General features: G+C 69.2%; 16 protein-coding genes. 12 read left to right on the top strand and 4 right to left on the bottom strand.

Annotation, left to right across the window (positions count from 1 at the left end; all coding sequences use genetic code 11):
• The first annotated feature begins 1 nt into the window (after position 1).
• From kdpB to ABC319_RS16730, 5 genes are all read left to right on the top strand, one after another.
• Positions 2 to 2,053 carry a potassium-transporting ATPase subunit KdpB gene (kdpB, locus tag ABC319_RS16750; RefSeq protein WP_413071316.1) on the top strand — a complete coding sequence of 684 codons (2,052 nt, stop codon included), beginning with the start codon at positions 2 to 4 and terminating at the stop codon, positions 2,051 to 2,053.
• 12 nt (positions 2,054 to 2,065) lie between these two features.
• A complete protein-coding gene (gene kdpC / locus ABC319_RS16745; RefSeq protein WP_413071315.1) occupies positions 2,066 to 2,665 on the top strand; it encodes a potassium-transporting ATPase subunit KdpC in 600 nt (199 codons plus the stop codon).
• Positions 2,665 to 5,340 carry a DUF4118 domain-containing protein gene (locus ABC319_RS16740; protein WP_413071314.1) on the top strand — a complete coding sequence of 892 codons (2,676 nt, stop codon included), beginning with the start codon at positions 2,665 to 2,667 and terminating at the stop codon, positions 5,338 to 5,340. The genes kdpC and ABC319_RS16740 overlap by 1 nt, the downstream gene beginning before the upstream one ends.
• Complete coding sequence (locus ABC319_RS16735; RefSeq protein WP_413071313.1) at positions 5,340 to 6,026, top strand: response regulator transcription factor; 687 nt, start codon at positions 5,340 to 5,342, stop codon at positions 6,024 to 6,026. Before ABC319_RS16740 ends, ABC319_RS16735 begins: the two co-directional genes overlap by 1 nt.
• 123 nt (positions 6,027 to 6,149) lie before the next feature.
• On the top strand, positions 6,150 to 7,949 hold the full coding sequence (locus ABC319_RS16730; RefSeq protein ID WP_413071312.1) for a DUF885 domain-containing protein: 1,800 nt from the start codon (positions 6,150 to 6,152) through the stop codon (positions 7,947 to 7,949).
• 15 nt (positions 7,950 to 7,964) lie between these two features.
• Here the strand turns inward: ABC319_RS16730 and ABC319_RS16725 are convergent, their stop codons facing one another.
• A complete protein-coding gene (locus ABC319_RS16725) occupies positions 7,965 to 8,345 on the bottom strand; it encodes a winged helix-turn-helix transcriptional regulator (RefSeq protein ID WP_413071311.1) in 381 nt (126 codons plus the stop codon).
• A 91-nt stretch (positions 8,346 to 8,436) separates the two neighbouring features.
• On the opposite strand from ABC319_RS16725, the gene ABC319_RS16720 reads away from it, so the two are divergent.
• A complete protein-coding gene (locus ABC319_RS16720) occupies positions 8,437 to 9,498 on the top strand; it encodes an SDR family oxidoreductase (protein ID WP_413071310.1) in 1,062 nt (353 codons plus the stop codon).
• Between the two features lie 129 nt (positions 9,499 to 9,627).
• Positions 9,628 to 10,080, top strand: coding sequence for a VOC family protein (locus ABC319_RS16715; RefSeq protein ID WP_413071309.1), 453 nt, complete (start codon positions 9,628 to 9,630; stop codon positions 10,078 to 10,080).
• 55 nt (positions 10,081 to 10,135) lie between these two features.
• Here the strand turns inward: ABC319_RS16715 and ABC319_RS16710 are convergent, their stop codons facing one another.
• From ABC319_RS16710 to ABC319_RS16700, 3 genes are read right to left on the bottom strand one after another with little or no spacing between them, the layout of a single operon-like run.
• Entirely contained in the window at positions 10,136 to 11,143 is a 1,008-nt protein-coding gene (locus tag ABC319_RS16710) for a glycosyltransferase family 4 protein (RefSeq protein ID WP_413071308.1), read from the bottom strand.
• Positions 11,140 to 12,711 (bottom strand): alpha-amylase family glycosyl hydrolase, encoded by a 1,572-nt coding sequence (locus ABC319_RS16705; protein ID WP_413071307.1) that lies wholly within the window; start codon positions 12,709 to 12,711, stop codon positions 11,140 to 11,142. The genes ABC319_RS16710 and ABC319_RS16705 overlap by 4 nt, the downstream gene beginning before the upstream one ends.
• Before the next feature lie 40 nt (positions 12,712 to 12,751).
• Positions 12,752 to 16,117 (bottom strand): polysaccharide deacetylase family protein, encoded by a 3,366-nt coding sequence (locus tag ABC319_RS16700; RefSeq protein WP_413071306.1) that lies wholly within the window; start codon positions 16,115 to 16,117, stop codon positions 12,752 to 12,754.
• A 177-nt stretch (positions 16,118 to 16,294) separates the two neighbouring features.
• Between ABC319_RS16700 and ABC319_RS16695 the strand changes: the two genes are divergently transcribed.
• The 5 genes from ABC319_RS16695 to nirD all read left to right on the top strand — a co-directional run bounded on the left by ABC319_RS16695 (position 16,295) and on the right by nirD (position 22,417).
• Positions 16,295 to 16,876 carry an ANTAR domain-containing response regulator gene (locus ABC319_RS16695; protein WP_413071305.1) on the top strand — a complete coding sequence of 194 codons (582 nt, stop codon included), beginning with the start codon at positions 16,295 to 16,297 and terminating at the stop codon, positions 16,874 to 16,876.
• The gene (locus ABC319_RS16690; RefSeq protein WP_413071304.1) at positions 16,873 to 18,084 is read left to right on the top strand and encodes an ABC transporter substrate-binding protein; all 1,212 of its coding nucleotides are present in this window, start codon (positions 16,873 to 16,875) and stop codon (positions 18,082 to 18,084) included. Before ABC319_RS16695 ends, ABC319_RS16690 begins: the two co-directional genes overlap by 4 nt.
• A gap of 244 nt (positions 18,085 to 18,328) precedes the next feature.
• Entirely contained in the window at positions 18,329 to 19,564 is a 1,236-nt protein-coding gene (locus ABC319_RS16685; protein ID WP_413071303.1) for a nitrate/nitrite transporter, read from the top strand.
• Positions 19,565 to 19,592: 28 nt separating this feature from the next.
• A complete protein-coding gene (gene nirB, locus ABC319_RS16680; RefSeq protein ID WP_413071302.1) occupies positions 19,593 to 22,082 on the top strand; it encodes a nitrite reductase large subunit NirB in 2,490 nt (829 codons plus the stop codon).
• Positions 22,079 to 22,417: a nitrite reductase small subunit NirD gene (gene nirD / locus ABC319_RS16675; RefSeq protein ID WP_413071301.1), complete on the top strand. Its 339-nt coding sequence runs from the start codon at positions 22,079 to 22,081 to the stop codon at positions 22,415 to 22,417. Before nirB ends, nirD begins: the two co-directional genes overlap by 4 nt.
• Positions 22,418 to 22,427 lie beyond the last annotated feature (10 nt).

The raw sequence follows: 22,427 nt of genomic DNA, 5'->3' as shown, positions 1-22,427 counted from the left end.
CATGGCCCAAGAAACCCAGACGCGCGCTCCGACCAAGAGCCTGTTCACGGCCGACCTCGTCGTGCCGGCGATCAAGGCCTCGCTCGTGAAGCTCAACCCCGCGGAACTCGTCCGCAATCCGGTGATGTTCGTCACCGCCGCGGTCGCCGCGCTGATGACGGTGCTGCTCGCCGTCGGGCAGGACGATCTCGCCCTCGGCTTCAAGCTGCAGCTCGTCGTGTGGCTGTGGCTGACCGTGCTGTTCGGCACCTTCGCCGAAGCGCTGGCCGAGGGGCGCGGCAAGGCCCAGGCAGCAAGCCTGCGCGCCACCAAGGCCGAATTGACCGCCAAGCGGCTGAAGGGCGACGGCCGCGCGTATGACGATGTGCCGGCCAGCCGGTTGCGGGTCGGCGACATCGTCCTGGTCGAGACCGGCGACCTCATCCCCTCCGACGGCGAGGTCGTCACCGGCGTGGCCTCGGTCAACGAGGCGGCGATCACCGGCGAGAGCGCGCCGGTGATCCGTGAGGCGGGCGGCGACCGCTCGGCGGTGACCGCAGGGACGCGCGTCATCTCCGACGAGATCCGGGTCAAGGTGACGGTGGAGCCCGGCAAGGGCTTCCTCGACCGGATGATCGCGCTGGTCGAGGGTGCCGAGCGGCAGAAGACGCCCAACGAGATCGCGTTGACGCTGCTGCTGGTCGGGCTGACGATCATCTTTCTGATCGCGGTCGCCACCATCCCGGCGTTCGCCGCCTATGCGGGCGGCGCCATTCCCGTCGCGATCCTCGCCGCGCTGCTCATCACGCTGATCCCGACGACGATCGCGGCGCTGCTGTCGGCGATCGGCATCGCCGGCATGGACCGGCTGGTCCGCTTCAACGTGCTCGCCAAGTCCGGCCGCGCGGTCGAGGCGGCGGGCGACATCGACGTGCTGTTGCTGGACAAGACCGGCACGATCACGATCGGCGACCGGCAGGCGTCCGAGTTCCGCGCCATCGCCGGCACGAGCGAGGCCGAGCTTGCCGAGGCGGCGCTGATCGCCAGCCTCGCCGACGAGACGCCGGAGGGCCGCTCGATCGTCCTGCTGGCACGCGAGGCGTTCGGCGTCTCCACCACCACGCTGCCGACCGATGCGGAGATCATCCCCTTCACCGCGCAGACGCGCATTTCCGGGGTCAGGATCGGGGGATCGCTGATCCAGAAGGGTGCGGTGGATTCGATCCTGCGCGCCAATGCGGGTGCGAGCGAGACGGCCGCGGCGACCGAGTTGCGCCGGATCACCGACGCGATCGCCCGGGCCGGCGGCACCCCGCTCGCCGTGGCACGCGACGGCCGGTTGCTCGGCGCGATCTTCCTCAAGGACGTGGTGAAGGCAGGCATCCGCGAGCGTTTCGGCGAGCTGCGCACGATGGGTATCCGCACGGTGATGATCACCGGCGACAACCCGCTGACCGCCGCGGCGATCGCCGCCGAAGCCGGGGTCGACGATTTCCTGGCGCAGGCGACGCCCGAGGACAAGCTGGACCTGATCCGCAAGGAGCAGACCGGCGGCCGCCTCGTCGCGATGTGCGGCGACGGCACCAACGATGCACCCGCGCTGGCGCAGGCGGACGTCGGCGTCGCCATGAACACCGGCACGCAGGCTGCGCGCGAGGCGGGCAACATGGTCGACTTGGACAGCGATCCGACCAAGCTGATCGAGGTCGTCGGGCTGGGCAAGCAACTGCTGATGACGCGCGGGGCGCTGACCACCTTCTCGGTGGCCAACGACGTCGCCAAATATTTCGCGATCATCCCGGCGATGTTCGTCGCCCTATATCCCGGGCTCGGCGTGCTGAACGTCATGGCGCTCGGCTCGCCGCAATCGGCGATCCTGTCGGCGATCATCTTCAACGCGATCATCATCCCGATGCTGGTGCCGTTGGCGCTGAAGGGCGTGGCGTACCGGCCGATGGCCGCCGGGCCGCTGCTGGCCCGGAACCTCGCCGTCTACGGGTTCGGCGGCCTCGTCGCACCGTTTATCGGCATCAAGATCATCGACATGCTCGTCGGTGGCCTCGGCCTCGCGTAAAGGAGCAGGATTATGGGCAAGGACTTCTCTTCGGCACTGCGGCCCGCGATCGTCATGACGATCCTGTTCGCCGCGTTGCTCGGGCTCGCCTATCCGCTGGCGATGACCGGCATCGGCCAGGCCTTCTTTCCGTGGCAGGCCAACGGCAGCCTGATCCGCGACGCGGGCGGACGGGTGATCGGCTCGGCCATCGTCGGCCAGGCATTCACCACCGGGCGATATTTCCAGACGCGGCCGTCGGCCGCTGGCAAAGGTTATGACGGTCTCGCCTCCTCCGGATCGAACCTGGGACCGACGTCACGGGCCTTGGCCGATCGTGTCGCGACGGACGTTGCCAGGTGGCGCGGGGAAGGCGTCACCGGCCCCGTACCGGCCGATCTGGTCACCGCCAGCGGATCCGGCCTCGATCCCGACCTTTCGCCGGCCGCCGCATCGGCGCAGGTACCGCGCATCGCCCGGATGCGGGGGATCGCGCCCGACCGGATCCGCCGGCTGGTCGCGGATCTGACCGCCAAGTCGTTCCTGGGCGATCCGCACGTCAACGTCCTGGCGCTCAACCGGGCGCTTGATGCCCTGCCGCAATCCCCGCCGCCGGCAGCCCGCCCGCGTTGATGACGCCTTCCGACACCGGACGGCCCGATCCCGACGCCCTTCTGCGCACGACCGCGCAGGAGGGCGTCGGCCGGTTGAAGATCTTCCTCGGCGCCGCACCCGGGGTCGGCAAGACGTATGAGATGCTCGCCGAAGGCATGGCGCGCAAGCGCGACGGCGTCGATGTCGTGATCGGCGTCGTCGAAACCCATGGCCGGGCCGAGACCGAGGCGCTGACGCGCGGGCACGAGATCGTCGCCCGTCGTGCCGTGCGATACGAAGGACGCACGCTGCACGAGATGGATCTCGACGCCATCATCGCGCGCGCCCCGCGGCTGGTGCTGGTCGACGAGCTGGCCCACAGCAATGCGTCCGGCAGCCGGCATCCCAAGCGCTATCAGGATGTCGAGGAGCTGCTGGCCGCCGGCATCGACGTCTATTCCACGATCAACATCCAGCACGTCGAAAGCCTCAACGACGTGGTCGCGAGCTTCACCCGCGTCCGGGTGCGCGAGACCGTGCCCGACCGCATCCTGGAAACGGCCGAGATCGAGGTCGTCGACATCCCGCCCGACGAGCTGATCGAGCGGTTGAAGGCGGGCAAGGTATACCTGCCCCACGAAGCGACCCGCGCGCTGGGCCATTTCTTCTCGAAGTCGAACCTGTCCGCCCTGCGCGAGCTCGCGCTGCGCCGCGCCGCGCAGGCGGTCGACGCGCGGATGCTCGACGACGTCAGGGCGCTCGGCCTTGGCGGCACATGGGCCGGCAGCGACCGCATCGTCGTGGCGATCAACGAGCTGCCCGGTGCCGACATCCTGGTGCGCGCCGCCAAGCGCGTCGCCGACGGTCTGCACGCGCCATGGACCGCGCTGTTCGTCGAGACGCCACGCGCGGCGCACTTCACCGACGCGCAGCATGCCAGCGTCGCGGCGGCGATGACCCTGGCGACGCAGCTGGGTGCCGCCGTCGCCACGGTGCCGGCGGCGACGGTGATCGAAGGTATCCAGCGTTTCCTGGCCGATGCGCGGGCCACGCAGCTGGTCCTCGGCAAGTCGCGCCGGTCGCGCTGGTTCGAGCTGCGCCACGGATCGGTGGTCGACCGCCTGATCCGCGATACGCCCGGGGTGACGGTCCATGTGCTGCCGGTACCAGCCGACACGGGCATCGGCCGGCAGGGACGGAGCCGGCCGGCCCCCCAGGGAACACCATGGGGCTATGCGGTGGCCACAGCGATGGTGGCTGGCATCACCGCGATCGCCAGTGCGCTGTCCCATGTCCTGGAACTGGGCAATATCGGCATGCTGTACCTGCTGCCGGTGATGGCCGCCGCTAGCCTGTTCGGGCTGCGTACCGGTCTGTTCGCCGGGCTGGCATCCAGCCTTGCCTACAACTTCGTCTTCCTGCCGCCGGTCGGCACGCTCAGCATCAGCAATCCCGAGAACGTCGTTTCGGTCATCGTGCTGCTGGGTATTGCCGTGGCGACCAGCCACCTGACTGCCCGTGTGCGATTGCAGGCCGATCTTGCCGCCGCCAGCGCCCGCACGAACGCCACGCTTGCCGGGTTCCTGCGCCAGATCGTCGCCGTCAACGATCCGGATGTCGCGGCCCGCATGATCTGCGACGACGTCCGGCGGCTGCTGGATGTCCAAGTCGTCCTGCTCGCGCCTGCCGACGGATCGAACCTGGGGATCATGGCCGCAAGCGATCCCGGCTTCCGGCTCGACACGATGGATCAGGCCGCGGCGCGCTGGGCGTACGACACCGGCAGTCCGGCCGGCAAGGGATCGGGAACACTGACCGCGTCCGAATGGCTGTTCCAGCCGCTGAAGACGGGCGACCGTACGCTGGGCGTATTGGGCGTCGCGAACGAAGAGGGCGGCAACCCCGTCCGCGCCGACCAGCTGCCGCTGCTGAGCAGCCTGATCGATCAGTCCGCGCTGGTGCTGGAACGGCTGCGGCTGCAAGCCGAGATGCGCGATGTCGATGTAGTCCGGACGCGAGATCGCCTGCGCGCCGCGCTGCTCTCGTCGGTCAGCCACGACCTGCGCACCCCGCTCACCGCCGTGATCGCGGCCGCGGACCAGCTCGATCACGGGGTGACCGCCGACCTGATCGGCACGATCAAGGCAGAGGCGGCGCGGCTCAACCGCTTCGTCGCCAACCTCCTCGACATGGCCCGTGTCGAGGCCGGGGCGATCAGGCTGAACGTGGAGGCGATCGACCTGGGCGATGCGGTGGCCGGTGCCGCCCACGATGCGCGGCGCGCGCTGGAGGGACACGGTGTCCGGCTCGACGTGCCGCCCGATCTGCCGCTCGTCAGGGTCGATCCGCAACTGCTCCATCATTGCCTGCTGAACCTGCTCGACAATGCCGGCCGCTACGGCGATCCCGGCACCGAGATCGTCATTGAGGGCCGCAATCGCTTCGGCGAGGTCCGGCTCGCCGTGCTCGATCATGGGCCGGGCCTGCCGCCGGGGCGAGAGGCCGAAGTGTTCGAGACGTTCACGCGACTGGAAGGCTCCGATCGCGCGATCGGCGGCACCGGGCTCGGCCTTGCCATCGTCAAGGCGTTCGCCGAGGCGATGGGCATGATCGTAGAGGCGGCCAACCGGCCCCACGGCGAGGGTGCATCGTTCTCGCTGATCTTCCCCCCTGCCCTGATCCTGCGTGATCCGTCGATCGGAGGTGCGACCTGATGCCCGCCAAGATCCTGGTGGTGGACGACGAGGCGTCGATCCGCCGGTTGCTCCGCAACACCCTCGTCCGTGCGGGCCATGCGGTCGTGGAGGCGGTCGACGCCAGGGACGCACTGCGCCAGATGTCCGTCGAGTATCCCGATGCCGTCCTGCTCGACCTCGGCCTTCCCGACCGCGACGGCCTTGGCATCATACCGCTCCTCCGGGCGCAAGGCGACGCCGTGATCCTTGTCGTCTCCGCTCGTGATGCCGTCGACGAGAAGGTCGCCGCGCTGGATCTGGGCGCCGACGATTTCGTCGGCAAGCCGTTCGATACCGAGGAGCTCCTGGCACGATTGCGCGCCGCGCTCCGCCACCGGACGCCGACGGATTCTGCACCGAAGATTATCCGGCGCGACGACCTTTCCATCGATCTCGATCGCCGCGTCGTCACCCGGGCGGAAGTTGAAGTCCACCTCACGCGCAAGGAACATGAGGTGCTGGCGCTGCTCGCCCGGCACATCGGCCGGATCGTTACCCATGACCGCATCCTCTCCGCCTGCTGGGGGAGGGAGGAAGATCCGCGGATCGAATATCTGCGTATCGTCATCCGTAACCTGCGCCAGAAGCTGGAGGCGCCGGATCCGGTAGGCAGCGTGATCGCGAACGAGCTCGGCGTCGGTTACCGATTGCGCGGCGATGCATGAGTGAGCGGCTAACACGCCAGCACGAGCGTGATCGCGACGGATCGCCCCTGCCGACCGGATAATTCGGTTAAGCTCGTGCCGGTAGTACGGTAAGTGGTCGGCGATCCATCAACGGGAACGTCCATGCAGCGCCGCCAATTCCTCACCTCCACCGGTTTCCTGTCCGCAGCCATGGTCATGCCGGCCGGCGTTCGCGCCGCGCCGGGTGACCGCGACGCCGATTTTCGCGCGATGCTCGATCGCTTCTTCTACGCCCGGCTGGACGACAGCCCGGAACAGGCGACGTCGCTCGGCCTCGATACCGGCACGCGGGCGCGACTGAAGTCGCAGCTGGACGATACGTCGCGGGCCGCCCAGGCACGGCAGTTCGCGCGGGCGAAGCAGGAGCTCGCCGCGCTGAAGACGGTGCGGCGCGACGCGCTGGGTGAGGCGGCGCAGCTGGATTACGACGTCGTGCAATATGGGCTGGAACGGGTGATCGCCGGCGAACGCTTCGCCTTCGGTGCCAGTGCCGGCCGTTACTCGCCCTATATCCTGTCGCAGCTGACCGGCGCCTATCGCGACGTCCCCGACTTTCTGGCCAACCAGCATCGCATCCGGGATGCCGCCGATGCCGATGCCTATGTCGCCCGGGTTCAGGCCTTTGCAGGCGCGATCGATGCCGACACCGCGCGTCAGCGCGACGATGCCGGAAAGGGCGTGTTCGCGCCCGACTACATCCTCGATACCACCCTGAAGCAGTTGGCCGCCGTCCGCGACAAGGCACCGGACGCCAGCGGCCCGGCGACCGACATCGCCGCCAAGCTGAAGGCGGCCAACCTGCCACCGGAACGCGCCACCCTGGTGGCGAAGCTGATGGGCGAGAAGGTGTTCCCCGCGCTGGATCGCCAGCGCGCGCTGGTCACCGAACTGCGCGCGCGTGCCGGGCATGACGCCGGCGTGTGGCGCCTGCCCGACGGTGAAGCCTATTACGCCGCAGCCGCGAGTGCCGCGACCACGGTGGAGATGACCGGCGACGAGATCCACAAGCTCGGCCTGGCGCAGGTGGCCGAGATCGGCGCGCGCCTGGACGGCCTCCTGTCGTCGCAGGGTATGAGCCAAGGCAGCGTCGGCGATCGGCTGGTGGCGCTGAACAAGCGCCCCGACCAGCTCTATGCGAACACCGATCCGGGCCGCGAGCAGCTTCTCCAGCAGCTCCGCTCGCAGATCGCGGCCATGACCAAAAGGCTGCCGGAACAGTTCGCCGTCCTGCCCAGGGCGCCGGTCGAGGTTCGCCGGGTTCCGGAAGCGATCCAGGCCGGTTCGCCCGGCGGCTATTACCAGTCCGCCTCGCTCGACGGGTCGCGACCGGCGATCTATTTCATCAACCTGCGCGACACGTTCGATCGACCGAAGTTCGGCCTGGCGACGCTCAGCTACCACGAAGCGGTGCCGGGCCATCATCTGCAGGTCATGTCTGCGCTGGAGAGCGAGGACATTCCGCTGATCCGCCGCCGCGGCTTCTACTCGGGCTATTCGGAGGGCTGGGCGCTGTATTCGGAGCAGCTCGCCGACGAGATGGGCATGTACGAGGGCGATCCGCTCGGCCAGATCGGCTATCTGCAATCGCTGCTGTTCCGCGCGACGCGGCTGGTCGTGGACTCGGGCATGCACGCCAAGCGGTGGAGCCGCGAGAAGGCGACCGACTACCTGATCGCCACCACCGGCATCGCGCGCGGTCGCAGCCAGGGCGAGATCGATCGCTACACCGTCTGGCCGGGTCAGGCGTGCAGCTACAAGATCGGACACACCGTGTGGGTGCGACTGCGTGACGAGGCGCGGCGCAAGGCCGGTGCGAACTGGGATCCCAAGGCGTTCCACCGCATCCTGACCATGGGCGCGATGCCGCTGACGGTGCTGGAGAAAGTCGCGCGCGGACGCTGATCCGCGCGGTCGCGCTCACCCTCTTCGCGAGCTTGGGCGAGCCCGCAGGAGGTCGAGCGCGTCGGCATTGTCCCGGCCCCAGCCATAAAGGAGCTCGACCGGCTCGACGAAGCGCCGGCCGAGATCGGTCAGCCGGTATTCGACCATCGGCGGCATGCTGCTGTGAACATGCCGGCTCAGCAGGCCGCTGTCTTCCATGTCGCGCACCGTCTGGGTCAGCATCTTCTTCGAGATGCCCGGCAGGCTGCGTTGCAGCACGCCGGTCCGCGCGGCTCCCCCATGCCGGACATGCAGCGTATGGAGCACCATGCTCGTCCACTTGGTCGCGAACAGCTCCAATACCCGGCGCGGCGCGCAATCCTCGCGCCACTCCCCGTCCGACGTTCCGGGCTGCATCGGTTACCTCCTGGTGCCTGGGGGCCCAAATGGTGCCGTCTAGAAGCCGTCGACGTCCATGCCTAGCTCTGCCGGCGACAAGGAGCATTCGATGACGAAGACGGCGTTGGTAGTGGGAGCGAGCGGGATCGTCGGCAGCGCGACGGCGGCGCTGCTGGTGGAGAAGGGTTGGACCGTCCACGGTCTCGCGCGGCGACCGACGGGCCAGCCGGGCGTGCACCCTGTAGTGGCGGACCTGCAGGACGCCGGGGCAACGGCGGCTGCGCTTGCCGGGCTGAACCCCGATGCGGTCTACATCACCACCTGGCTGCGGCAGGACAGCGAGGCGGAGAACATCCGCGTCAACGCCGCCATGGTACGCAACCTGCTGGATGGCCTGCCCAAACCGGCCGCGCCCCGCCATGTCGCGCTGGTCACCGGCCTGAAGCATTATCTGGGGCCGTTCGAGGCCTATGGCAAAGGCAGCTTGCCGCAGACCCCGTTCCGCGAGGAGCAGCAGCGGCTCGACATCGAGAACTTCTACTATGCACAGGAGGACGAGGTGTTCGCCGCGGCGAGGCGGGACGGGTTCACCTGGAGCGTGCATCGCCCGCACACGGTGATCGGGCTCGCAGTCGGAAACGCCATGAACATGGGCACGACACTGGCCGTGTACGCCACCCTGTGCCGCGAGACGGGTCGACCATTCACCTTCCCCGGATCGGCCGCGCAATGGTCGGGGCTGACCGACATGACCGACGCCGGCCAGCTGGCGGAGCACCTGCTATGGGCGACCGGGACGGAGGCCGCCCATGACGAGGCGTTCAACGTCGTCAACGGCGACGTCTTCCGCTGGGAGTGGATGTGGAGCCGCATCGCCGGGTGGTTCGGCGTAGAGGCCGTACCGTTCGACGGGATCGTGCGACCGCTGGAAGAACAGATGGCCGAAGACGGCGAACGCTGGCGCGAAATCGCCGGCAGGAACGCACTGGTCGAGCCGGACCTGGCCCGCCTCGCCTCGCCATGGCACACCGACGCCGATCTCGGTCGCCCGATCGAGGTGGTCACCGACATGTCGAAGAGCCGCCGGCTGGGCTTCACCGGCTACCGCCCGACCGACGATGCCTTCTTCGCCCTGTTCGATCGGTTGCGCGCCGCTCGCCTCATCCCGTGAATCGACGGGATGCCGTACGGGACCATCGGAACTATGGTGAAAACCGTCGCGCCACGGTAACCCTCCGCCGACGCCGGCAACGTACCGGAACCACGTCGCTGACGTTCGGATGATCGAGGAGAGTTGCCGGTGATCGTTTCTTCATTCCTGCTGGCCCTGGCGGCCGCGGCGCCGCAACCGGCGGCAGCGCCCGCCGCGCTCGCGGAGCATGTCGCGATCCAGGCGGCGGACATCGATCGCAGCGCCACCTTCTACCACGAGGCGTTCGGCCTGCGGCTGATCCCCACGCCGCTGGAGAACCGTCGCTGGCTCGATCTCGGCCACGGGCTCGCGCTGCACATCCTGGACGGGCGGACCGCGCCCAAGCCGTCGAACCGGAACGAGCATCTGGCGCTGCACGTCGACGACCTCGCCACCGTCACCGCCTGGCTGGATCGCCACAACATCGTCTGGACCGACCTTGCCGGCAAGCCGCGGACGATGCAGGTGCGGTTCGACGGCGTCCGCCAGATCTACGCGCAGGATCCCGACGGATATTGGCTGGAGATCGGCGACTCCCGCGGGAAGCCGGCGCCTCGTTGAACGGCGCGCTGAATGAACGGGAGCCCGGCGGCTACCCCGCCGGCATTCCGGTCGTTCAGCCCAGAATACGGGTGTAGAGCGCGATATAGGCGTCGGCCATCCGTTCGACACTGAACCGCTCGATCACCGCCCGGCGGCACGCGGCACGGTCCAGATCGCCCACCCGGCCGATCGCCTCCACCGCTTCGTCCACCGTCTCGACCAGAAAGCCGGTTACGCCGTCGTCGATCAGCTCGGGCATCGATCCGCGACGGAACGCGATCACCGGTGTGCCGCACGCCATCGCCTCGACGACGGAGAGGCCGAAGGGCTCATCGAACCCGATGAGGTGCAGAAGCGCCCTGGCCCCACCCAGCGCGCGCAACCGCTCCTCGCCCCCGACCGGGCCATGGTAACGGATCTGCCCTCCATCGATCCGCGGTGCCACGTCCCGCTCGTGATAACCCTGATCCTGCACGATACCGTACAGGTCGAGCCGGCAACCGGCGGCCATGGCCACCTCGATCGCCTCCCGCGCGCCCTTGTCGGGATGGATGCGGCCGAAGAACAGCAGGTCGTCGCTGCCCACCGGATCGAACGGAAAGGCCTCGACCGGGATGCCGTGATGGATCGTCGCGGCATAGCGCAGGTCGGGATGCCGATCGGCGTCGCTGATCGCGACATAATGCACGCGGTCCTGAAAGGGGCGGTACATCGGCAGGATGCGGTCCGACGAGAAACCGTGGATCGTCGTCACCATCGGCGTATGGACCAGCGGTGCGAAGGCATGGGCGGGGAAGTCCGCCTGGTTGTGGATCAGGTCGAACCGGTCGGCCTGCGCGAACAGATGCGACAGATGGCGCATCTCCCACACCTTGGCATCGATCGACGGGTCCTCCGAATAGGGCGCAGGCACCACCCCCTCCAGCGTCGCCGCGGTGATGCTGTCCAGCGTGGCGAACAGCGTCACGTCGATGCCGCGGGCGACCAGCGCCTCGGTCAACAGGCTGGTGACCAGCTCCCAAGGGCCATATTGCCGGGGCGGCGTACGCCAGGCGATCGGCGCCAGCATCGCGATCCTCATTCGACGATCAGTCCTTCGTTCGGGCGGAGCAGGCCAGGTGTGGCGACGCCGTCCAGCGTGGAGAGCAACCCCACGCCCCGCCACGGACAGGCGACCGCCTCGGCCGTCAGGTTCAGCAGCACGCGCACACGTCGCCTGTCCTGCTCGCGTTCATAGGCGAGGACGCCAGGCGGCGCGTCGAGCAGCACCATCGCTCCGGTCGCCAATGCCGGCGTCGCACGCCTCAGCGTCAGCAAGTCGCGATAGAGTGCCAGCATCGACCGCATATCGTCCGTCTGCGCGGCAACGTTGCGGGTCGGCCAGTCGGCGTTCAGCGGCAGCCAGGGTTCGACGCTGCTGAATCCGGCATGTGGCTCCTCGTTCCACGGCATCGGAGTCCGCGACCGATCGCGTCCGATATCCAGCGTCGGCTGGCGGAAATGCTGGGGATCGCGGATGCGATCGGGCGGGATGGCGACATGGCCGATGCCCAGCTCGTCGCCCTGATACAGGGTCGGCGTCCCACGCAGGGTGAGGACCAGCATCGCCGCCACCCGCGCCTGCGCCTCGCCGATCCGCGCGGCGATGCGCGGCGCATCATGGCTGCCGATCACCCAGTTGGGCCACCCATGCGCCGGCAGCGATGCGGCATATGCTGCGATCATGCTGCGCAGCACGGCGGCGTCCCAGACATTCTCGATCAGCTGGAAATTGAACGGCAGATGCACCTGCGGCCGCTCCGGCGTGCCGTACCAGCGGGCGTGGCGATCGTTGGGCAGGAAGATCTCGCCGACCAGCAGGCGATCGCCATAATCGTCGGCAAGCGCCCGCATCTCGGCGGAGATCGCATGTGCCTCGGGCTGGTCGGTGGAATGCAGCTGAATCACCCGGTCGCGCTCCGTCCGCGCCGGCGTCCAATCGGGGTTCGCGGGATTGTCGGGTAGTCCCTCTGCCTTCACGATATGCCACAGCACGTCGATCCGGAACCCGTCGACGCCGCGTTCGAACCAGAAACGCATCACGTCCATCATCGCGGCACGCAGATCCGGGTTGCGCCAGTTCAGGTCGGGCTGCTCCTTCAGGAAGGCGTGAAGGTAATATTGGCCGGTCGGCTCGTCCCACTCCCAGGCGGAGCCGCCGAAGTCGCTGATCCAGTTGTTGGGCGGCCCGCCATCGGCCGCAGCATCGCGCCAGATGTACCAGTCGCGCTTCGGATCGTCACGCGACCGTCGGCTGGCCGCGAACCACGGATGCCGGTCGGACGAATGGTTGGGGACGAAATCCAGCAGCAGCTTCAGCCCCCGCGTATGGACCGCTGCCAGCAATCGGTCGAACGCCGCAAGGTCGCCGAACAGCGGCTCGATGCCACAGTAATCGGCGACGTCGTAGCCGAAGTCGGCCATCGGCGACGGGAAGATCGGCGACAGCCAGATCGCATCCACGCCCAGCGCCGCGACATAGTCCAGCCGCGCTTCGATCCCCGCCAGATCGCCGACGCCGTCACCGTCGCTGTCCTGAAAGGAACGGGGATAGATCTGGTAGATGACGCCGCGCTCCCACCAGGGAGCGGCGTGCTCGGATCCGGACATCGGAAAGGCTCCTGCCGCTTTCCGACGTCACCTAGGCCGCTTACGCCGCCTCGGCCAGCGTGATCGGGCGCGGGTGCGACGAGGGCGCTGCGACCGGATCGGCGATCGTCGCCCGTCCGCTGCGTTCCTGCGTCCCCCAGCCGACCCGCGGCCCGGTCAATGCCGCCGCCACCGCCCGCAGCACCACGGCGTACAGCAGCTGGCGATACCCGAACCGTTGCATCAGCAATCTCAGCGCGGGGAACCGCCCCTCCCGCGGGTCCAGCCGGAACGCGACCCAGCCGCATGCGACCTCGACCGCGGTGAACGCCGCCCAGAACATGGCAACGGTCAGCGCGTCGCCACCCGCCTCCGCCCAGCCGCGCTCGCCCAGCCGCCAGACGGTGCCGACGATACTCGCGATCAGCGCCACATCGATCAGCGGTGCGACCAGCGTGAACAGCAGCTGGAACAGGATCGCCTGCGGCAATCCGACCAGCGCCAGGCCCCGTGCGGACCCGCTGGCCCCGATCCCCCGCCCGATCAGACCGCGATGTTTCCACAGGCATTGCATCGTTCCGTACGCCCAGCGGAAGCGCTGGCGGAACAGCGCCCGTACCGTCTCCGGCGCCTCGGTCCAGGCCACCGCGTCGATGTCGCACGCGACCGTCCAGCCGGCCCGCTGGATCGCGATGGTCAGATCCTGATCCTCCGCCAGGGTATCGACCGGATAGCCGCCGACCATGTCCAGGGCCGTCCGGCGCCAGGCTCCGACGGCGCCGGGCACGACCGTGATGGCCCGCAAGGCCGCCAATGCCCGCCGCTCCAGATTCTGCGCCGTGACATATTCGACCGCCTGCCAGCGCGTGACCAGATTGTTGGCGTTGCCGATCTTGGCGTTCCCCGCCACCGCGCCCAGCGCGGGATCGGCGAACCAGCGGGCCAGTCGCGCGACGGTGTCCGGCTCGAACTGCGTATCGGCGTCCAGCGCGATCACCACGTCGCCCCGGGTCCCCGTCAAGGCGGTGTTCAGCGCATGCGCCTTGCCACCATTGGCCAGCGTCAGCAGGCGGACGCGCGGATCGATGCCGAAACGCTGCGTGACGATCGCGGAGGTGTCGTCGGTCGATCCGTCGTCGATCACGATCACCTCGATGCGTATGCCTTTGCTCGCCAGGATGCGCGTGACCGACGCCTCGATCACCCGCGCCTCGTTGAAGGCGGGGATCAGGACCGAGACGAAGCCGGGCACCAGATGCGGCGGCGCCGGTGGCGGCCCGCCGCGGTTGCGGGCGTGCCATGCCAGCGCGGTCAGGGCGATCGCGCGCACCATGCCGATCGCGATGATCGCCACGAAGACGATGCCGAGGAGGTCGCGCAGCCCTGCCACCCCGTCGAACAGCCCGCGCGTTCCCGCCGCACCGACGCGCCTGGCCCGGTCGAGCGGCGGCATCGCCTGATCGCGGGTCAGCCCCGCCAGCTTCGACACGCCGACCAGTTCGTACCCCCGCGCACGCAGCCCGCGGATGATGCCGGGCAGTGCCGCCAGCGTCTGGGACCGGTCGCCGCCGCTGTCGTGCAACAGCACGATCCGGGCCGGCCTCGCCGCCGTACCCGCCTCGACCTGCGCGATGGTGCGCGCGATGATCGTCGCGGCGGCGGGCCCCTGCCAGTCGAGCGGGTCGACGTTCAGGCCGATGGTCAGCATCCCCATTCCCGCGGCGACCCGCATCGCGTGCAGCTCCTCCCGCCGGTCCGGATCGGCATCGCCCAGATAGGGCGGCCGGAACAACCGCATCTGATGCCCGGTATAGGCCTCGACCAGCCGCTCGGTCGCGTTCAACTCCAGCGCGACCATGGTCGCCGACCGGGTGGCGAGATCGGGGTGCGAGGTGGAATGATTGCCCAGCTCGCTGCCCTCCGCGACGATGCGGCGGAGCAGATCGCCCTGCCCCAGCGCGCTGGCACCGGTGACGAAGAAGGTGGCGGGCGCCCCTTCCCGCTTCAGGATGTCGAGCAGCCGGGGCGTCCAGCGTGGATCGGGACCGTCGTCGAAGGTCAGGGCGACCTGGCGCCGGGCGCCCGCGACCCGCTGGACTGTCTCCGGCGTGGGCAGGCGATCGTAGCGGGCGCTGCGAGCAAGGCCGTCGGCATCGTAATAGACGCTGCGCCGGCCGTCGCCGGCGCTGGCGTCGTGGCGCATGACCTCGCCGGTACCGCGCACGTCGAGCCGGTCGGGTGCGGGGAGCGTCGCCAATGCGGGGCGTGCATCGGGTACGATCGCGTCCCAGACCTGCGGATCCTCCGATCCCAGCCGCCACAATGCCACGCTCGCCGCGCCGGTCCGCTCCAGCACCCGCATCTGGTTCGCGGCGCTGACCGCGTCCAGCATCCAGACCTGATGGTTCACGCCCTTGTCGGCATAGGCGAACTGGAAATTGCCGCTCACGCCGTCGAAACGCGGCACCACGCCCGCCCGGCGGGCCAGCGACCAGGCGTCGGCGATCGTCAGCGGCGTGGTCTTCCCGCCTGCCCAGTCATAGGCGTAATTGCCGATCGCGACGATCGCCTTCTCCGCCCCGACCACCGCGACCGCGTCGTCGACCACGCGCGCGAACCATGGCTGCGACGCGATCGGGCCGGCAGGGCCGCCCATCCAGTGCTCGTCATACGCCATCAGGACCAGCCGGTCGGCCACCGCGGCATAGGCGCGCAGGTCCCACTCGGCGTCCGCGACCGGCACCGCGATCGTCACCAGCCAGCCATGGGGCGCGAAGGCGTGGCGCAATTCGCTGAGAAAGCGCCGGTAATCGCGGTGTGCCGTCGCGGGCAGGCTCTCCAGATCCAGCATCACACCGTCGCCGCGTTCGGCCGACACCATCGCGACCAGCTGCGCGGTCAACTGCCGGCGAGCCGCGGCGTCACCCAGCAGGGCCGCCGTCGCCTTGCCGTCCCAGCTGCCATCGTCGCGGGTGTTCTGCACCATCGGCAGCAGTCGTGGCCGCCGTGCGGCGCCATCGACCACCCGGTGCAAATCATTATCCGTTTCGTAGGCGAAACGGTGTGCATTCCCGGTGATGGTGGCCAGCCCCGGCACCAGCCAGTCGACCTGCGCGACATGATCCGCCAGCGAGCGGCGCGACGCCTGATCCCATGGCATGTAGAACGCCATCACCGATGGACGATGCCCGGCCATCGGGCGGCGGGCGGGCAGCCATGCCCCGCCGGCGCCGCTTCCGCCGGCGAGGGCGATCATCCGACGCGGCGCGGCAGCGACTATCCGCGGCGCGACGTGCGCCTCCACCCGCGCGACCGTCCAGCCGAGCCAGCCGACGATGGCCAGCAGCAGCGTCGCCAGCATGATCGCGCTGCCGGTCACCCAGCGGGCACGTCGACCGCTGGCATCGTAGAAGATCGGCTGGATCACGAAAGGTCCGTTTCGGGTAGGGAACGGCGCCTGCCTTAACCGGGGCTGGTAAACGCCGCGTTGACCCGAACCGCACAATCCTGCCAGGCAGAGGCCGATCACCACCGATTTGCCACGGCCCGGATCGCCACCCACATCCCGCCTTGGCATCACGTTGCGAAGCAGCATAGTGGCGCCATGCGGATCGCGATCATCGACACCAGCACGACGCGCGCCGCCATCATCTCCGACGGGCTGCGCGACGCCGGACTGACCGATCTGATCGTGATCGACGCGGGCGGCCCGCTGCTGGCGCAACTGGAGGCCGCGCGGCCCGAGGTAGTGCTGGTCAATCTCGAGAATCCCAGCCGCGACGTGCTGGAGGATTTCTTCACCATGACCCGTGTGCTCGCCCGTCCGATAGCGATGTTCGTCGACCAGAGCGATGCGGAGGCCACCGCCGCCGCCGTCGATGCGGGCGTGTCGGCCTATATCGTCGACGGGCTCGCCCGTCAGCGGATCGCTCCAGTCCTCGACCTTGCGGTCCGCCGCTTCCAGGCGTTCGCCCGCTTGCAGGACGAGCTGGCCGAGGCGAAGATCGCGCTTGCCGATCGTGCCGCGATCGACCGGGCAAAGGCGATCCTGATGCGCCGCCGCGGGCTCGACGAACCCGCGGCCTATGCGGTGCTGCGCAGTCACGCGATGCGATCCAATCGCCGCCTCGCCGAAATCGCGGAGGCGATCGTGACCAGCGAGGCCCTGATGGGAGACCTGCCATGACCCTCCCGCTGTTCCGCATCGGCTTTTTGCCGCTCGTCGATGCCGCGCTGCCGATCCTGGCCCGCGAACAGGGTTTCGCCGCGCGGGAGGGGATCGCGATCGATATGGTCCGCGACATGACGTGGGCCACGGTACGCGACCGACTGCTCTACGGTCATACCGATGCCGCGCACATGATCGCGCCGCTGGCCATCGCGACCGCGCTGGGCCGCGGCCGTCCGCCGGTGCCGCTGTCGGTACCGTTCGTGCTGGGGCTGAACGGCAATGCAGTGACGATGTCGACGGCACTGGCCGCGGCGCTCGAACTGGGCGCCTCGCTTGCCGATCCGATTGCCCTCGGCGCACGATTGCGCGTCGTGGCGGCGGAACGGGTCGCGGCCGGCGCGCCGCTCCGCTTCGGCGTGGTCCATCGCTATTCCAGCCATAACTACATGCTGCGCTACTGGCTCGCGGCGATCGGCATCCGTCCGGACCGCGACGTCGAGGTGGTCGTGACCAGCCCGCCCTTCGCCGCCGACGCGCTGGCCGCCGGCGAGATCGACGGCATCTGCGTGGGCGAACCGTGGAACAGCATCGCCGTCGATCGCGGCGTCGGCCGCATCGCGCTCGTCACCGCCCAGATCTGGCGCCGCGGGGTCGAGAAGGTGCTGGCGATGCGCACCGCCATGCTGGACGATCGCCCCGCCGAGACGCAGGCGCTGCTGCGCGCCCTGCACGCTGCCGCCGCCCACTTCGTCGCCGCGGACACCGCGCACGACAGTGCCGCCATCCTCGCCCGCCCGGAATATTGCGACGCGCCGGTGGAAACCGTGCTGCGCGCGATCACCGACCGTATCCGACTGGCGCGGGATACGCCGACGCTGCACGTTCCCGATTTCATGTTCCAGTACCGTGAGGCCGCCAACTTCCCATGGCGCAGCCAGGCGGCATGGCTGTACGCGCAGATGATCCGGTGGGACGGCACCCCGTTCTCCGCCGCCGAGGCGGCGATCGCGCAGGATGTATTCCGGCCGGACGTGTACCGCGCCGCACTGGCTGGCTCAGACGCCACCCTGCCCGGTGCCAGTTCGAAGATGGAGGGGGCGATCGGCGCCAGCATCGCTGCCGGATCGACACAGGGACGACTGGTGCTGGGCAGCGACCGGTTCTTCGACCATCGCGCCTTCGATCCCGACGATATTTCCGCCTATCTGAACGACCTGCCGTGACGTTCATGCTGCACGTGCGAATACCGCTTGCGCGGCTCTCTCGGATCGGGCAGCTTGTCCCTCGTCCGGCAAAGGCGTCGGGCACGAGATAGACGCTGGCGCGGCTCCAATGGCGGGGCTGCACGGCGAGCGCGGGACGGATCGGTCCGCTCCCGCGACACGGCAACGAAGCCGCCAGGATGCGCCAGCGATGGCCGCCGTCCTGGCGGCTTTTTCTTTGTCCATCGCAGATCGGGGACGGCACATGGCAACGGCATTCTGGGGTGAAGAGGCGACACCGGCGAACGGGTTCTGGGCCAGCGGGCACACGCCCACGCTGATCGCCGCGTTCCTGTATTTCGACCTCGCCTTCATGGTGTGGGTTCTGCTCGGGCCGCTGGCGCCCGACATCGCAGCCGCGCTGGGCCTCACACCGGCGCAAAAGGGGCTGATGGTCGCGGTGCCGACGCTGGCGGGCGCGATCCTGCGCGTCGTCAACGGCCTCGCGGTCGACCGGATCGGCCCCAAGCGGGCGGGCGCGATCAGCCAGATCATCGTCATCGCCGGCCTCGCCAGCGCATGGATGCTGGGCATCGACAGCTTTGCCGGCACGCTGGCACTGGGGGTCGTGCTGGGCTTCGCCGGCGCCTCGTTCGCCATTGCGCTTCCGCTCGCCAGCCGGTGGTACCCGCCCGAACACCAGGGCAAGGCGATGGGCCTGGCCGGCATGGGCAATTCGGGCACCGTGCTCGCCGCCCTGTTCGCGCCGGCGCTGGCCCGGATGTTCGGCTGGAACGCGGTGCTGGGCCTTGCCTGCATCCCGCTGACCCTGGTGTTCGCCGCCTATATGCTGATGGCGAAGGATGCGCCGGACGCTCCCGCCCCGCGCAGCCTGACCGAGTATCTCCGCCCGCTGAAACTCGCCGACGCGTGGTCGCTGATGGCGTTCTACGCCGTCACCTTCGGCGGTTTCGTCGGGCTGGCGGCCAGCCTGCCGATCTACTTCACGGACCGGTTCGGGTTGACGCCGGTGCAGGCCGGCTACGCCACCGCCGCGTGCGTGTTCGCCGGTTCGCTGGTGCGGCCGATGGGCGGCGCGATGGCCGATGCGATCGGCGGGGTGCGGACGCTGACCGGCGTATTCGCCGTCGCCGCACTCGCGCTTGTCGGCGTCAGCATGGCCGGCAGCGTCGCCGCCGCGCTTGCCTGTTTCGTCCTCGCCATGCTGGCGCTCGGCACCGGCAACGGCGCGGTGTTCCAGCTGGTGCCACAGCGGTTCGCGGCAGAAATCGGCGTGATGACCGGGCTGGTCGGCATGGCCGGCGGCATCGGCGGCTTCTATCTCGCCTCGTCGCTCGGCATTGCCAGGCAGTGGACCGGCAGCTTTTCGGGCGGCTTCCTGATCTTCGCCGGTCTCGCGCTTGCGGCGCTTGTCGGGCTGACCGTGGTCAAGGCCGGCTGGCGCCGCCGCTGGGGCACCGCCGCCGGCGTGCGGATCTGATCCTCCCATTCAGATGACGGGACATTCCATGGAACATCGACCGATCCGCCCGCCCCAGGGCGACACCCGCGAACACCTGATCGTCATCGGCAACGGCATGGCCGGGTGCCGCGCGGTCGAGGAGCTGCTGGCGCGTGACCCCGCCCGCTACCGCATCGCCATCTTCGGTGCCGAGCCGCTGGTGAACTACAACCGCATCATGCTGTCGCCGGTGCTGGCAGGCGAGAAGACCTTCGACGAGATCGTCATCAACGGTGCCGACTGGTACGACGCCCACGGCATCGCGCTGGTCAGCGGTGACCCGGTGATCGCGATCGATCGCGATGCGCGTACCGTCACGGCGAGAAGCGGCGTCACGATGGCGTATGACCGGCTGCTGATCGCGACCGGCTCCGATCCCTTCATCATCCCGGTCCCCGGCCGCGACCTGCCCGGCGTCATCGGGTTCCGCGACATGAAGGATGTCGAGCACATGCTCGCCGCCGCCGATCGTGGCGGCAGCGCGGTGGTGATCGGCGGCGGCCTGCTCGGGCTGGAGGCGGCGCACGGGCTCTCGTTGCGCGGCATGAAGGTCACCGTCCTCCACATCATGCCGACGCTGATGGAACGCCAGCTCGACGAGGCGGCCGGCTGGCTGCTGAAACAGGCGCTGGAGGCGCGCGGCCAGACCATCCTGACCGGCGCCGACACCGCCGCGATCACCGGCACCGACCGGGTCGAGGGCGTGCAGCTGAAGGACGGCACGCTGATCCCTGCCGACCTCGTCGTCATGGCGGTCGGCATCCGCCCGTCGGTCGCGCTGGCCCGCGCCGCCGGGCTGGATGTCGGCCGCGGCATCCGCGTCGACGACCACATGGTCACCAGCGACCCGCGCGTGCTGGCGGTCGGCGAGTGCGTCGAGCATGACGGCCAGGTCTATGGCCTGGTCGCTCCCCTCTGGGACATGTGCCGCGCGCTGGCGGACGGCCTGACCGACGCGCACAGCGGCTACCGCTCCGCGCCCACCTCCACCAAGCTCAAGGTCGCCGGGCTCGACGTCTTTTCTGCGGGCGACTTCTCCGGCGGCGACGGTGCCGAGGACATCGTCCTGCGCGACGCCAGCCGCGGCATCTACAAGCGGGTGGTGGTGAAGGACGACCGCGTCGTCGGCGCCGTCCTCTACGGCGACACCGCCGATGGCAGCTGGTATTTCGACCTGTTGCGCAAGGGAGAGAGCGTCGCCGCAATCCGCGACGCGCTCATCTTCGGCCAGGCTTTCGCCGCCGCGGGAGGTGGCGTCGCGGACCCTAGGGCGGCCGTTGCGGCGCTCTCTGCCGATGCGGAGATCTGCGGCTGCAACGGCGTCACCAAGGGCAAGGTCGTCGCCTGCATCGACGGCGGCGCCCACAGCCTCGACGCGGTCCGCGCCGGGTGCAAGGCGTCGGCCAGCTGTGGCTCGTGCACCGGCATCGTCGAGAACCTACTCGCCCTGACGTTGGGCGACGATGCGGTCGATGCAGGACCGAAGACGCTGTGCCGATGCACCAGCTTCGGCCACGACGACGTACGGCGAGAGATCGTCGTGCAGGGCATGCGATCGATCCCGGAAGTGATGCAGCGGCTGCACTGGTCGACGCCCGACGGCTGCTCGTCGTGCCGCCCGGCGCTCAATTACTATCTGCTCTGCGCCCTGCCCGGCGACTATGTCGACGACCAGCAGAGCCGCTTCGTCAACGAACGTCTGCACGCCAACATCCAGAAGGACGGCACCTACTCGGTGGTCCCGCGCATGTGGGGCGGCCTGACCAACCCGCGCGAGCTGCGCGCGATCGCCGACGTCGTCGAGAAGTTCGACGCGCCGATGGTGAAGGTCACCGGCGGCCAGCGGCTCGACATCTTCGGCATCAGGAAGGAGGATCTGCCCGCCGTCTGGGCCGACCTGAACGCCGCCGGCATGGTCAGCGGCCACGCGTACGGCAAGAGCCTGCGCACGGTGAAGACCTGCGTCGGCAGCGACTGGTGCCGGTTCGGCACGCAGGACTCCACCGGCCTGGGCGTGAAGGTGGAGCGGATGACCTGGGGATCGTGGATGCCCCACAAGTTCAAGATCGCGGTATCCGGGTGTCCCCGCAACTGCGCGGAGGCGACGATCAAGGACTTCGGCGTCGTCTGCGTCGACAGCGGCTACGAGCTGTCGGTCGGCGGCAATGGCGGCATCAAGGTCCGCGCCACCGATTTCCTGTGCAAGGTCGCGACCGAGGCGGAGGCGATGCATTATTGCGCCGCCTTCATCCAGCTGTACCGCGAGGAGGCGCGCTATCTGGAGCGCACCGCCCCGTGGATCGAGCGGGTCGGCATCGACCATGTCCGCGCGCGGATCGCCGACGATCCGGCCGGCCGCGACGCGCTCGCCGCCCGCTTCCTGTTCTCGCAGACCTTCATGCAGGACGATCCCTGGGCCGCCCGCGCCGCCGGCGACGCCCGCGAACAGCACGCGCCGATGGCGGTGTTCACCCCGAAGCAGGAGGTGCTGGCATGACCGGCGAATGGCTCGACATCGGCTGGCTCGACGAGATCCCGGTCCGCGGCAGCCGCACGGTGCAGGTGGCGGGCGGCGACGACATCGCGATCTTCCGCACCGGCGAGAACCGCGTCTTCGCGCTCCTCGACCGCTGCCCGCACAAACATGGCCGCCTGTCGCAGGGCATCGTCCATGGCGGCGCGGTCGCCTGCCCCTTGCACAACTGGCGGATCTCGCTGACCACCGGCGAGGCGCTGGGCGAGGACAAGGGCTGCACGCCCGTGATCCCCGTGAAGATATCCGCCGGCCGCGTCCTGATCTGCCGCCTGGCCACACTGAAGGCGGCGGCATAGTGGCACTCCG

Source organism: Sphingomonas phoenicis (genome assembly GCF_047238005.1).
GTDB lineage: Bacteria > Pseudomonadota > Alphaproteobacteria > Sphingomonadales > Sphingomonadaceae > Sphingomonas.
The sequence above is the reverse complement of the archived record's forward strand: the minus strand, read 5'-3'. Positions and strand labels throughout refer to the sequence as shown.

Bases quoted from the DNA above. Each gene is read 5' to 3' on its own strand.
- kdpB (WP_413071316.1), top strand. From the start codon at position 2: ATGGCCCAAGAAACCCAGACGCGCGCTCCGACCAAGAGCCTGTTCACG.
- ABC319_RS16710 (WP_413071308.1), bottom strand. From the start codon at position 11,143: ATGAGGATCGCGATGCTGGCGCCGATCGCCTGGCGTACGCCGCCCCGG.
- ABC319_RS16695 (WP_413071305.1), top strand. From the start codon at position 16,295: ATGCGGATCGCGATCATCGACACCAGCACGACGCGCGCCGCCATCATC.
- kdpC (WP_413071315.1), top strand. From the start codon at position 2,066: ATGGGCAAGGACTTCTCTTCGGCACTGCGGCCCGCGATCGTCATGACG.
- ABC319_RS16725 (WP_413071311.1), bottom strand. From the start codon at position 8,345: ATGCAGCCCGGAACGTCGGACGGGGAGTGGCGCGAGGATTGCGCGCCG.
- nirD (WP_413071301.1), top strand. From the start codon at position 22,079: ATGACCGGCGAATGGCTCGACATCGGCTGGCTCGACGAGATCCCGGTC.
- ABC319_RS16735 (WP_413071313.1), top strand. From the start codon at position 5,340: ATGCCCGCCAAGATCCTGGTGGTGGACGACGAGGCGTCGATCCGCCGG.
- ABC319_RS16720 (WP_413071310.1), top strand. From the start codon at position 8,437: ATGACGAAGACGGCGTTGGTAGTGGGAGCGAGCGGGATCGTCGGCAGC.
- ABC319_RS16705 (WP_413071307.1), bottom strand. From the start codon at position 12,711: ATGTCCGGATCCGAGCACGCCGCTCCCTGGTGGGAGCGCGGCGTCATC.
- ABC319_RS16740 (WP_413071314.1), top strand. From the start codon at position 2,665: ATGACGCCTTCCGACACCGGACGGCCCGATCCCGACGCCCTTCTGCGC.
- ABC319_RS16685 (WP_413071303.1), top strand. From the start codon at position 18,329: ATGGCAACGGCATTCTGGGGTGAAGAGGCGACACCGGCGAACGGGTTC.
- ABC319_RS16730 (WP_413071312.1), top strand. From the start codon at position 6,150: ATGCAGCGCCGCCAATTCCTCACCTCCACCGGTTTCCTGTCCGCAGCC.
- nirB (WP_413071302.1), top strand. From the start codon at position 19,593: ATGGAACATCGACCGATCCGCCCGCCCCAGGGCGACACCCGCGAACAC.
- ABC319_RS16690 (WP_413071304.1), top strand. From the start codon at position 16,873: ATGACCCTCCCGCTGTTCCGCATCGGCTTTTTGCCGCTCGTCGATGCC.